This window comes from Aliiroseovarius crassostreae, assembly GCF_001307765.1.
In the GTDB taxonomy this organism is placed as follows: Bacteria; Pseudomonadota; Alphaproteobacteria; order Rhodobacterales; family Rhodobacteraceae; genus Aliiroseovarius; species Aliiroseovarius crassostreae.
Map to the genome: position 1 here is coordinate 472,144 of NZ_LKBA01000019.1, position 11,976 is coordinate 484,119.

The following is an 11,976-nucleotide window of genomic DNA, read 5'->3' on the forward strand; positions in this document are numbered from 1 at the left end:
AAGGAAACATACAAATGGCGGCCCCTGATCGAGATTTCCTTCGGGAAACTTAAGAAAAACTGGGGCATTGCGCTGCGGTCATGCAAAACAGATCAGAGCTTCGCCGCCTTCATCTCACGTACAGCAACCATCCTTCACGCCAGGAGAACGTCAACAGGGGCTAGAAAATATTAGTATTCTGGTTTTCTTCCCGAAATAGGCCGCAATCCAGATCAAGGGGGTTGCCACCTGTCAATTCCCCCTATATACGCGCGCCTGTTAATCCACAGGCGGAATGCGGGCCTATGGGGGAGACATCCCCATAACGTCCACCGGTTGAGGGCTCCGAAAACCAACGGACCTTCGAAACATTTCGCCGAGGTTGAAACCGGAAAAGGAAAAGAACATGGCACTGCCTGATTTCACTCTCCGTCAGCTGCTCGAAGCTGGCGTACACTTTGGTCACCAAACTCAGCGTTGGAACCCCCGTATGGGCCCGTTCATCTATGGTGAGCGCAACGGGATCCACATCCTCGACCTGACCCAAACCGTCCCGATGCTGGATGCCGCACTGAACGCCGTGCGTGAAACCGTTGCAAAAGGTGGCCGGGTTCTGTTCGTCGGCACCAAGCGTCAGGCGTCGAAAGCAGTTGCTGACGCAGCTGAGCGTTCGGCACAGTATTACATGAACCACCGCTGGCTCGGTGGCACGCTGACCAACTGGCAGACCGTGTCGAAATCGATCCAGCGTCTGAAAGAATTTGACGAGAAACTTGCGTCGGGCGCGGAAGGCCTGACCAAGAAAGAGCGTCTGGGCATGGAGCGCGAGCAGGCCAAACTGCAGGCCTCGCTGGGCGGCATCCGCGAAATGGGCGGTGTTCCGGATCTTCTGTTTGTCATCGACGTGAAAAAAGAATCGCTGGCGATTGCCGAAGCCAACAAGCTGGGCATCCCGGTTGTGGCCGTTGTCGACACCAACTGCCCGCCGGAAGGTGTGGATTACATCATCCCGGGCAATGACGACGCAGCGCGCGCAATCGCTCTTTACACCGACCTGGCTGCCCGCGCAGCTCTGGACGGCATGTCGGCCCAGATGGGTGCAGCAGGTATCGACCTGGGCGAGCTGGAAGACGGCATGACCGAAGAAGCCGTGGCTGAAGAAGCCACCGCCGAGGCCGCTGACGCCTAAGCACGATTGGAAGACGGGCAGGGGACACCCTGCCTGTCTCATCGTTTGGCATCCAAGACTGATGTCACAGAATTGATACCGGCTTGGGCTAGGACCCGGCCGAAGATCCTCAAGGAGAGTTAAGATGGCAATCACTGCTGCACTCGTAAAAGAACTGCGCGAATCCACCGGCGTTGGCATGATGGACGCGAAAAAAGCCCTGGTCGAAAACGACGGTGACATGGAAGCCGCTCAGGACTGGCTGCGCACCAAGGGTCTGGCCAAAGCCGCCAAGAAGGCCGACCGGACCGCTGCTGAAGGCCTGGTGGCCGTGGCTGTGGACGGTGGCAAAGGTGTTGCCGTTGAAGTGAACTCGGAAACCGACTTTGTCGCCAAGAACGCTGAATTCCAAACCATGGTTTCCGGCATTGCAGGTGCTGCGCTGAACGCAGCAGATCTGGAGGCGCTGAAAGCTGCTGATCTGGGGGGCAAATCTGTCGCTGATATCATCACCGACAAGATCGCCACCATCGGCGAAAACATGTCGCTGCGTCGCATGGCATCGGTCGAAGGTGATGTCGTGGCCTCCTATGTCCACAACGCTGCTGCGGACGGCATGGGCAAAATCGGTGTTCTGGTTGCGCTGAAAGGTGGCGACGAAGCATTCGGCAAGCAGGTTGCCATGCACATTGCGGCCGCCAACCCGCAGGCGCTGAACGAAGCTGAGCTGGACGCTGCTGTTGTTGAAAAAGAACGCACCATCCTGACTGAGCAAGCCCGTGAAAGCGGCAAGCCCGAAAACATCATTGAAAACATGATCAAGGGTCGGATGAAGAAGTTCCTCGCCGAGGTGACCCTGGTGGGCCAGGATTTCGTTCTGAACCCCGACGTCACTGTTGAGCAGGCTGCCAAGGATGCAGGTGCTGAAATCGTCGGTTATGTCCGTATGGAAGTTGGCGACGGTATCGAAAAAGAAGAAACCGACTTTGCTGCTGAGGTTGCTGCTGCCGTAAAGGGCTAAGCCGGCGCAAGGGCAGGGTATCTGCTAAGAAAATAGAAAAGGGGTCGGTCACCCGGCCCCTTTTTCATGCCGGGCGGAACGGGATACCCGGCCACTAAAGCGTTTCGGAATCAACTTGTGTCTCAAGTTAATCTCGAAACGCTTTAGTGGAAAAGAAACGCGGCGCTGACGGGGAATGTCAGCGCCGCAAACATACCGCGGGACAGCGGTGATGCTATTCTGGGTAAGAGGGCGTCTGGTGCCTCCGGTAAAAATCCTCCTTCGACACCAGCCCTCGGTTTCCCGAAAGAATGAAACATTTGCTGAAATTACAGCGCGTCCACCCCTCTATGTTCCAAAGGCTAAAGCCACCACTCACGGAACGTGTTCAATATCGGAATTTTAGGATCATTTTAAAAGTCCGGTATTCCTTACCGTAATTTTACGTATAGGCCCAACTGGACCGAGCGTGCAAAAGTGGCCAAAAATCAGAACAATATAAGAACTTGCAAAAGTAACCGACCTTCGCCGCGCCGTGCGTGAACTAGTAAGATGCGGACAAAAAAGCCATTCCCCTCGCTTCCCCTAATGTCTGGTTTGGCGAACCGTTCAACATTCGCTGATTTTTGGAAAGATTTGTACAGTTGCAGCTATTGGTAAGCTGGCGGTGGATTTTCTCCTAGCCAAGTCATCCAATGAACCCAAACATCCACACCGTTGTTCTTTAATGTTTCAAACAGGTCATTTTGGCGATGTCCGATACTACGCACATCGCGATACAGATCGTTACCGACAAGTTCGACGGAGCGAAGAGTTGGCATGGCCAAAAGAGCCTCGGTGTTTGAAACGGGTACGCCGCCTTCAATCACTTCCAACTTATCAAAGCCCGCTAACAGATTTAGATCGAGTTCGGGGATCATCGATGAAGCTTCAAAAACCCGTAGGTTTCGCAAATGTTGAAGTCCCTCAAAGCTCGATATGTCGAAGTCTTCCGTCTCACCATCCCAAGTCGGACTTACGTAGAAATAGATTTCTAGGCCTCCATCAAAGGATAACGTTTCCACCTCATCGAGAAGGCTCTGGCCGAGGGGATATCGGGCGAGGTAATCATACGCCGGTTGAATTATTCCAAACCCAAGGTCCCATGGATCGGACACAGGTTGGTCTAGGACCCAAGACAGGAAATCAGAGCTTTCCCCTAAATCGATGTGCCCTTCCTCAAGAAGCGATGACAGCACCACAAGTTTTAAGTTTGGATCAGCAAATGGCGCTCCAGTTTCACCGCGAGGCTCCGGGTAGGATTGAGCGGTCGCAGTCTGCGAAAGTGCGGCCGCGCCAATTGCTATCGCGCCACTCCATGCCTGCAAACCTTTCAAAATGCCAACGCCCCCCAATTTTCTTTCCATCTCAACGGTTACATTGGCCGGAGAGTATAAAGAGATTCATAGTTCGATCCACCCTTCATCCTTAGACATCAAGGCAAGCATTGCGACACCATGGTGACATTGCCATCAAGTCCCACAATTCCCAAGCCGGCATTCGCTTTAATGAAGAAAATAGGTCAAAATGGGCTCTGACTTTGAAGCCGCCGCGTCCTGAACGAACGGCGGCTTCAGGTTTCGGCATCAGCGAGAGCCCGGTAGACCGTCATTCTGGAAACGCCGAGATCACGGGCGATCTGGGCTTTTGCGGTGCCCTCACCTGCCAGCCGCCGGATTTCCTCATCATCTACAGACTTTCGCCGCCCCTTGTAGATGCCTTTATCTTTGGCGACTTCGATTCCAGCGCGTTGACGATCCCGAATGAACTTGAGCTCCATGTCGGCGACCATGCCGAGGACGGTGATGACCATGCGGCCCATATCCCCGGCGGTGGTGACTTCCGGTTCAAGCACCCGGAGCGATGCGCCTTTGGCATCAAGTTCATGGACCAGATTCAGCACATCGCGAGTGGATCGGCCGAGGCGATCGAGACGATGCACGACCAATTCGTCCCCGTCGCGCAGAAACTCCATCACTGTCGCCAGCTCAGAACGATCATCACGGGAAGCACCAGAAACGGTTTCCGAACGGATGACCTCACATCCCGCCGCATTCAGCTTTGCTTTCTGAATGTCGAGATCCTGGCTTGATGTACTGACGCGGGCGTATCCGATCTTAGGCATGGGAACCTGTCACATTAGGGTGGCTTACGCTTTGATGCTGTACCATTAGTCGTTTGACTACCCATTTGTGACATTTCACTTTGTCACATCAGCCTGTCTCCTGTGGGTGCACTCTTTTGTGCATATGGATCACGCCGCTTGTCGTCCAAAGTCGATCCGCTTGTCCAAATCCACATCAAACCGCCCGTAGGGATTGATGTGCGAATAGATCAATGGGGAGAGACCACGGTAATCGCGCTCAGACAGGCGGTTTGCCCAGGTCGGCTCCGACAGCACCGATTGCACCATACGAGTATTCACATAAACGAGGGATGCCTGAAGCAAATGCAGCGCATGCGCTGAGATTTCCTGATCGGCAATCCGGTTGCTGGAAATCTCGCCGCCCTTGCCGAAGAAGATAAAGCCGTTGGCGCTGTTCCAGTTCTCAACCACATTCAGGCCCTCATGGATTTCGCGGCGGAACGTCTCGGATCGGAGATAACGACACAGGAAGATTGTTTTGATTGCCTGGCCGAGTTCAGCAAGTGCCTTGTAGGTTGGGTGCATGACATCAGCACGCGCAAAGCAGCGGAGAATGGCTTCCGGGTCCGCAGTGCCGTGCTGCATGGCCGCAGCGTATTTGACCATCTCATCATATTGCCGCTCAATCTCATTCCAATCGATCGTACCTGACAGGATTGGCAATAGGTTTGGAAGCTTCGCCCGCATGCCAGCGCTCGGCAGGGCCAGCTTCTGTTCGGCGATCGCTTTCAGCCGTGGGGCAAGCTCAAAGCCGAGAAGGTGACAGAATGCAAACCCAATTGCGCTTTGGCCATGGCTGTCCACATATTGGCGCTGGATCTCCATGTCCGTGCAATGACGCAGCACACCTTCGATCATGGATGCCACTTCAGACGATGAACAGCGCTTCAGCTGAGAATAGATACAGGTCGCTTGCTGCGCGACATGCCAATAGATCATCACCCCACGCCCGCCATAGCGGGCGTGCCATTCCGTCATCAGATTTCGGTCCCAGGCCCCGAACTTGGTGGAGTCTGATGCACAGGCCGTGCCTGCCTCGCCCCAGACGCTGGGATTGCGGATGGCAAGGGTGGCATCTGCAACGCGCGCGGCCGCGGCACGCAGAGAGGCTGGGTCAATATAGCGCCGTCGAATGTGCAACAGCTCGTCATAACTGGTCCCGGGCACCCCAGCAGCAACACGCTTCAAACCCGCATTTGTACCCAGACCATATAAGGAGAGCAGCAAACGTTGATCCCGAATGTCGGCTGGCAACGCCTCTCTGGTCGCGGAGGTCTCAAAGGCATCAAGAAAGCCCGTGTCTAGCGCCGTTTCCTTCAACGTATCCAACAGTCCCGCCATGGGCCATCGCCGATTGACCTCGGATTTGAGGCCAATCAGACCCTTGGGCTCAGGGGCTGGTTTGAAGGGCGTGATGCTGATCCGGTTGTCACCCGACCAGCGCAAGCGGACCATGTCATTGTCAGGTAGCGTGACATTCAGCTCTAGAAGCTCCTGTTCTACTTGCGTGCGAACGGACTGGCTAAATGCCTGTGCGTCCTGAGTGAGGTTCAGCCCGCTGTAATAGGCCGCGCGTTTCTCGGGAAAATCCTTTGGTAGATCATTGTCCGGATTACGATGACGATCCGCACCCTCGATCCAGATTTCCTTTGCCCGAATCCGCTCTCGTAATTGGGTCAGGATACAGAGCTCATAAGATATGAGATTCATCCGGCCTCGTTCATCCAACACAGTTGCACACCATTTGCTCGGGATCGATCCTTCTGGAGCGAGAGAGGCCGGTGCAGTGCGACGCCCTTCTTCGTTGAGGCGGGCAATCAGAGCCAAGGCATCAAGGATCGGTCGCCATGTCTCATTGTTCGACCTAAATCTCAGAACGGATAGTAAGGAAGGCAGCATCGGGCGATAGTGACTGGCATAGGATCCCCGCATCACCGTCTGGATCTGAACATTGAGCGTACCCTTAGCATTGTGCTCATCAATGATGGCCTTCAGCTTGGATGCACCTGCGATGGGAAAGATGACATCCGACACCTTGCCATTCGGCGCCATCATCGCCGCCGTCGCGATATCCACCAGCAATTGTTCCTTGCCGTGTACCTTGTTTATGTCTGCGGCAATTCTACTAATCACCTTGGTTTTTGATCGCGTATCAATGCGATGCACGACTTCGATCAGCAGACGCTCTGATCACATCAAACGGCAGGTCGAGGTCCCGAATGAAGGCAAGCCGAGCTGCCGCTCAAGCTGTGAAGCTACATATTCGATTGCTCCATCATCTACATCAGTCCAGTCTTCAATGAATCTCCCCGAGCTGCGCGCACTACAAATTTGAAGGGCCGCCTCCAGACAAACCGTCTGGGGCAGAGATGAGAGAAATTCCATATCCTGAAAGGACAGGCTCCAGTCCCGTGCCGCGATACTGTCCATCTGCTTACCCCCCCAAATACTGTTCGAAAGCAAATGGCTACGGCATTTCAAAGTCATTGCAAGACTACTTGTTCACAAATGTTCTGAACTTTGGCCACTTTTACACGCTCGGGCCAGTTGGGCCAATAGAACGTTTTTATTTATTGTTGGATCACAATAATAAGTGGAAACGCCCAGGCCTTCTCGATGTTGCGTGCGTTTTGAGAACAGCTGCGTTTCACCCTAATCTCAAAACGCTTTAGGATCTATTTTGAGTTTTCTTCGCCGCCAGCGACAACATAGATCTGATTGAAAAATGACGCCTTGGCGACGGCCTGTGCCGTTGTGTCCACACCAAGCTTTTCACGGGCAATGCGAAGATGTTTTTCAATGGTGGCGGGCGACACATTCATGATGATCGCAATTTCAACATTTGTCTTGCCATCCGATACCCATTCCAGCGCCTCTCTTTGACGTGCTGTCAGAGGTTGTCGTTGAGTTTCAATGGGTAACGAGATGATTTTAAGGTGGGTTACATTGGCGAAAACCTCAATATCCCGACCATGTTCCGCCCAGATTTTGTCTGCGTCGTCCTGCGTCAGGCCAGCTTTTGCAGTGGCTGCAATAACCCCACGCGTCCGAGAAAAGGCGGTCGGAAATGACAGGGTGTAGCCAGCGGTTATGTCCATACGGCGATTGACATCAAGCACCTTTTGCTGCCGCTCTCCCATCAAATCGGAATGTTCTGCAATCCAGCGCCAGGAACACGCCCCCGTATTGTTGGACGCCCAGAGAGCCATGGGAGAATGCAGATACATCTCATCATCCGTGTAGGCTTTGAGATACTCAGGATCGTGGTTGGACAACAAAAGAATGTCTTCTCGTGGCCCGAAATTTTTTGGCGAGAAAAACCGAGAATAGCCGTAAATGATCCGATCGAACCCATATGACGCAAAGGTTTCTCTTTGAATCTGCCAGACATCCTGCAGCGAAACGCTATTGCAGACATCATGAAGGAGATCCGAAAACCTCATGGGTCAGATCTTTTTTAGATGCGCCAAAAGTGCATCAATCGCAAGGGGATAGCCATCGGACCCAAACCCGCAAATTACCCCGATCGCGGCCTTGGCGATATAGGAAACATGACGAAATTCCTCGCGTGCATGCACATTGGACAGGTGCAATTCGATCACCGGCAGTTCGGTAGAGAAAATGGCATCCATCAGCGCGATCGAACTATGGGTGTAGGCGCCAGCATTCAACACGATCCCATCATGGACACCTTTTGCCGCATGGATGGCGTCGATCAAGGTACCTTCGTGATTGGATTGCAGGCAACAACATTCGGCGCCACGCGTATTTGCATGGCTTACGCATTTCGCTTCGATATCCGCAAGCGTTTCCGACCCGTAAATCTCCGGCTGTCGCGTACCCAGCAAGTTCAGGTTAGGCCCGTTAAGCACCAAAATAGATGGCATTTGTCATATCCCTTATTCCATGCCAACTTAGTCATCTCTATATTGCCTTGTCGAGACACAGTTAGGAGCAAGCCAGTCCTTTTTCACATCCATTTCAGTCATTAATATTACATAATATTGATTATGCGAAACATTGACTGTAGCCGCAAAGCAAAATGTCACCCATGAGCAACTCAGGAATGTCACTCTCCCGTCCGAAGCTGAGGGAGATTGGGCATGGGATAGGTGCTAATGAGCGAGCGCGAGTTGAACCGCGTGGAGGTTTTGACGCAGGTCGATGATGGACGGCTGAGCGTCGACAATGCAGCGAACATGCTGGCACTGACGCGTCGGCAGATTTTTCTGCTGTTGAAGCTTTATCGTCAGGATGGCGCGTCGGCGATCCGTCACAAGGCGCGCGGCACCCCCCCGAACAATCGCATCCACAAAGCCAAACGGGATTACGCGCTGTCGCTGATTAAAGAGAACTATCCCGACTTTGGGCCGACCCTGGCCGCGGAGATACTGGCCGAGCATCATGGGTTCAAGGTGTCGCGCGAGACGGTTCGCAAATGGATGCAGGAAGACGGTCTTTCGCTCTCGCGCAAACAGCGTCGGACATTTCATCAGCCCAGATTGCGCAGAGAATGCTTTGGTGAACTCATCCAGATAGACGGCTCAGAGCATCGCTGGTTCGAGGATCGGGGCGATCCCTGCACCCTGCTCGTCTTCATTGACGATGCCACCAGCACGCTCATGGAACTGCGCTTCGTCAGGTCAGAGAGCACCTTCAGCTATTTCGAGGCATTGGAGCGTTATCTGACGACGCATGGCCGCCCCGTTGCTTTCTACAGCGACAAGCACACGGTCTTTCGCGTGCCAAAACCCAGCGAACACATGACCGACATGTCTCAGTTCGGGCGTGCTCTGGCAGAGCTGCAGATCGAGATTCTCTGCGCCAATACCAGCCAGGCCAAGGTCCGTGTGGAACGGGCGAACCGGACATTACAGGATCGCCTGGTCAAAGAGCTGCGCATCGCAGGCATCTCGGACATGAAGGCCGCAAATGCCTTCCTCCCTCGCTTCATGGAGCGCTACAATGACAGGTTCGCCAAGCCAGCTGCCCGCCCGGATAATTTGCATCGTGCGTTGAACCTCGCATCGGATCGGCTGGCCGAGATCTTCTGTCTGCGCAATAAACGCTATGTCAGCAAGGATCTGACCCTGAAGTACGACCACAAGCGCATCCGGCTGGAAGTCAACGATCTGACGCGCGGTCTGGTTGGCAAATATGCCGACACCTACGAATTCCCCGACGGGCGCATCCAGGTTCGGCACAATGGCGTTGCCCTGCCCTGCACCATCTTCGGTCCGCATAAGCAGCGCGTCACGCACGCGACAATCACGGACAACAAACACCTCAGCGCAGTGCTGGCCCATATCAAGGCCGAACAGGACAAGGTCGCCGCCAGCGCCGAGGTGCGCCCGGAAAGTGCCAGAAACGGATACCGGAAGATCGGACGCCGCAACAACGGCTGGAACACCCTCGCAGACCGCAAGCGAAACACGGCCCGCAAAGCCAGCCAGGGCTGCGATAATTGAGGTCTTCGCCCTGTCAGGCTTTGCTGCCGACAGCACTCAGAGTGACATTTCTGCTTTGCAAACCCGGTGACATTTCCACCTGGTTGCAACATCTACTTTGAAGTACAATTTTTATTAGAAAACAATGGGTTATCTAATAGCAGAACATCGCATGGGAGCCGTTTACACGCAACTATCACTGCAAGAACGACGTAAGATCGAGAGCTGGTGGCGTGCAAGGGTGCCCGTCAGAGAGATGGCGCGTGTCCTCGAAATCGCCGCAATCACTGAAAACGTCGTCGAGGCCGCCGCGCAGACCCTTGTCATCGGAAACGCCAATTAGCAATCAAAAAAGACCGCCACTTAGCGATCAAGTTCACAGAAGCAGTTCAAACTGGACACGCTGATGATACGTTCCACCCGCCACTCTGAGACAATCTCGCCGTCAGCCCAAATCCTGGTGGATCCGCTTTGATCCGTAGCATTTATTACTGGCTTTGAAGACGGTCTTGATCCCGGGCGTTCCGGTCCGCTTTTCGCGGATCCCCCGCTGGTTGGCTGGCCGGAAAGCCATAAAATCAGCCACGGGATATCTCCAGAACTCTGCAAAGTGCAGAAACCGCGTATTGGGCTTTATGGGCAGTGACGAAAGCGCGCTTGTTCGTCATGGTTTCACCGCCCGTGTCGCGAAAAAAGCGGATGCGTGCGCCGGGAAAACGATCCCCCGGATTGTTTTCTGATCCGGCTTGCTGCAAAATCTCCACTTCCTCGGTCAGGCGTTTATTCTCTTTGCGCAGTCGCGCCAGTTCCGCCGCATTTGCCTGCCCCTAGATTGTCGATTTTGCGCGTAGTTTTGGCAGAAACAATACAGGCAAAGTGGTTGCGAATATATCCTAGTAGGTATTGAACTATCAGGATGCGCCATGAAATATTCTGCATTGAGACTGATCAAGGAAGCCCTGACCGGCCACAAGGGTTGGGGGCCGCAATGGCGTGATCCTGACCCCAGGGATGCCTATGACTATGTGATCATAGGCGGGGGCGGACATGGCTTGGCAACCGCATATTATTTGGCGAAGGAGTTCCACGGCACGCGGATCGCGGTGCTGGAAAAGGGGTGGATTGGCGGCGGTAATGTGGGTCGGAACACGACGATTATCCGCTCGAACTATCTGCTGGATGGGAATGAACCGTTCTACGAGTTTTCGCTGAAACTGTGGGAGGGTCTCGAGCAGGACCTGAACTACAACGCGATGGTCAGCCAGCGTGGTATTCTTAACCTCGTCCATACGGACGCGCAGCGCGATGCAGCGCGGCGGCGCGGGAATGCGATGATCCTGAACGGATCAGATGCAGAGCTTCTGGACACCAATGGTGTGCGCGCGCTGTACCCGTTCCTGAACTTCGACAACGCCCGGTTCCCGATCAAAGGCGGCCTTCTGCACCGGCGCGGCGGCACCGTGCGCCACGATGCGGTCGCTTGGGGATACGCGCGCGGTGCGGATCAGCGCGGCGTGGACATCATCCAGAATTGTGAAGTGACTGGGTTCCGTATCGAAAACGGCCGCGTGTTGGGTGTCGAGACATCGCGCGGGTTTATTGGCGCAGGCAAGGTCGGCGTCTCGGTCGCGGGCAGCTCAAGCCGCGTGATGGCGATGGCCGGGATGCGCCTACCTATTGAAAGCCACGTGCTGCAGGCCTTCGTGTCCGAGGGGCTGAAACCCTTCATTCCCGGCGTGATCACCTATGGCGCGGGGCACTTCTATTGTAGCCAATCCGACAAGGGCGGGCTGGTCTTTGGCGGCGATATCGACGGCTACAATTCCTACGCTCAACGCGGGAACCTGCCGGTGGTCGAGGACGTCATCGAAAGCGGCATGTCACTGATCCCCGGCCTTGGACGCGCACGCCTTCTGCGCAGCTGGGGCGGTATCATGGACATGTCGATGGACGGATCGCCCTTCATCGACAAGACCCATATCGAGGGTCTCTATTTCAATGGCGGCTGGTGCTATGGCGGCTTTAAAGCCACGCCTGCAGCGGGATATTGCTTTGCCCATCTTCTGAAAACCGACCGTCCGCATGACACCGCGAAAGCCTATCGGCTGGACCGGTTCATGACCGGGCACATGATCGACGAAAAGGGCCAGGGTGCCCAACCGAACCTGCATTGACGCAGCTGCGATTTGAGGAACTG

9 protein-coding genes and 2 pseudogenes are annotated in these 11,976 nt (G+C 54.6%); 5 read left to right on the plus strand and 6 right to left on the minus strand.

What is annotated here, in order from left to right; all coding sequences use genetic code 11:
* Positions 1–385 precede the first annotated feature (385 nt).
* Positions 386–1,168, plus strand: a complete 783-nt coding sequence (rpsB, locus tag AKJ29_RS15050; protein WP_055192195.1) for a 30S ribosomal protein S2 — start codon at positions 386–388, stop codon at positions 1,166–1,168.
* A 124-nt stretch (positions 1,169–1,292) separates the two neighbouring features.
* Complete coding sequence (gene tsf / locus AKJ29_RS15055; protein ID WP_055192197.1) at positions 1,293–2,168, plus strand: translation elongation factor Ts; 876 nt, start codon at positions 1,293–1,295, stop codon at positions 2,166–2,168.
* A gap of 629 nt (positions 2,169–2,797) precedes the next feature.
* Here the strand turns inward: tsf and AKJ29_RS15060 are convergent.
* The 6 genes and pseudogenes from AKJ29_RS15060 to aroQ all read right to left on the minus strand — a co-directional run bounded on the left by AKJ29_RS15060 (position 2,798) and on the right by aroQ (position 8,219).
* The gene (locus tag AKJ29_RS15060; RefSeq protein WP_139231453.1) at positions 2,798–3,553 is read right to left on the minus strand and encodes a DUF6892 domain-containing protein; all 756 of its coding nucleotides are present in this window, start codon (positions 3,551–3,553) and stop codon (positions 2,798–2,800) included.
* A 206-nt stretch (positions 3,554–3,759) separates the two neighbouring features.
* On the minus strand, positions 3,760–4,311 hold the full coding sequence (locus tag AKJ29_RS15065) for a recombinase family protein (protein ID WP_055191269.1): 552 nt from the start codon (positions 4,309–4,311) through the stop codon (positions 3,760–3,762).
* 129 nt (positions 4,312–4,440) lie between these two features.
* Positions 4,441–6,513, minus strand: a pseudogene (locus AKJ29_RS15070) (Tn3 family transposase); the annotation flags it as partial.
* A 9-nt stretch (positions 6,514–6,522) separates the two neighbouring features.
* Positions 6,523–6,762, minus strand: coding sequence for a DUF4158 domain-containing protein (locus AKJ29_RS15075; protein WP_161805453.1), 240 nt, complete (start codon positions 6,760–6,762; stop codon positions 6,523–6,525).
* A 245-nt stretch (positions 6,763–7,007) separates the two neighbouring features.
* Positions 7,008–7,775, minus strand: coding sequence for a helix-turn-helix transcriptional regulator (locus AKJ29_RS15080; protein ID WP_055192203.1), 768 nt, complete (start codon positions 7,773–7,775; stop codon positions 7,008–7,010).
* Positions 7,776–7,778: 3 nt separating this feature from the next.
* On the minus strand, positions 7,779–8,219 hold the full coding sequence (gene aroQ, locus AKJ29_RS15085; RefSeq protein ID WP_055192205.1) for a type II 3-dehydroquinate dehydratase: 441 nt from the start codon (positions 8,217–8,219) through the stop codon (positions 7,779–7,781).
* Between the two features lie 231 nt (positions 8,220–8,450).
* On the opposite strand from aroQ, the gene AKJ29_RS15090 reads away from it, so the two are divergent.
* From AKJ29_RS15090 to AKJ29_RS15095, 3 genes and pseudogenes are all read left to right on the plus strand, one after another.
* Positions 8,451–9,800: an ISNCY family transposase gene (locus AKJ29_RS15090; protein WP_055192207.1), complete on the plus strand. Its 1,350-nt coding sequence runs from the start codon at positions 8,451–8,453 to the stop codon at positions 9,798–9,800.
* A gap of 151 nt (positions 9,801–9,951) precedes the next feature.
* Positions 9,952–10,053, plus strand: a pseudogene (locus tag AKJ29_RS20685) (helix-turn-helix domain-containing protein); the annotation flags it as partial.
* A gap of 649 nt (positions 10,054–10,702) precedes the next feature.
* Positions 10,703–11,953, plus strand: a complete 1,251-nt coding sequence (locus AKJ29_RS15095; protein ID WP_055192209.1) for a sarcosine oxidase subunit beta family protein — start codon at positions 10,703–10,705, stop codon at positions 11,951–11,953.
* The last annotated feature ends 23 nt before the right edge of the window (positions 11,954–11,976 follow it).

Coding starts and splice junctions, on each gene's coding strand:
- tsf (WP_055192197.1), top strand. CDS start 1,293: ATGGCAATCACTGCTGCACTCGTAAAAGAACTGCGCGAATCCACCGGC.
- rpsB (WP_055192195.1), top strand. CDS start 386: ATGGCACTGCCTGATTTCACTCTCCGTCAGCTGCTCGAAGCTGGCGTA.
- aroQ (WP_055192205.1), bottom strand. CDS start 8,219: ATGCCATCTATTTTGGTGCTTAACGGGCCTAACCTGAACTTGCTGGGT.
- AKJ29_RS15095 (WP_055192209.1), top strand. CDS start 10,703: ATGAAATATTCTGCATTGAGACTGATCAAGGAAGCCCTGACCGGCCAC.
- AKJ29_RS15075 (WP_161805453.1), bottom strand. CDS start 6,762: ATGGACAGTATCGCGGCACGGGACTGGAGCCTGTCCTTTCAGGATATG.
- AKJ29_RS15090 (WP_055192207.1), top strand. CDS start 8,451: ATGAGCGAGCGCGAGTTGAACCGCGTGGAGGTTTTGACGCAGGTCGAT.
- AKJ29_RS15080 (WP_055192203.1), bottom strand. CDS start 7,775: ATGAGGTTTTCGGATCTCCTTCATGATGTCTGCAATAGCGTTTCGCTG.
- AKJ29_RS15065 (WP_055191269.1), bottom strand. CDS start 4,311: ATGCCTAAGATCGGATACGCCCGCGTCAGTACATCAAGCCAGGATCTC.
- AKJ29_RS15060 (WP_139231453.1), bottom strand. CDS start 3,553: ATGGAAAGAAAATTGGGGGGCGTTGGCATTTTGAAAGGTTTGCAGGCA.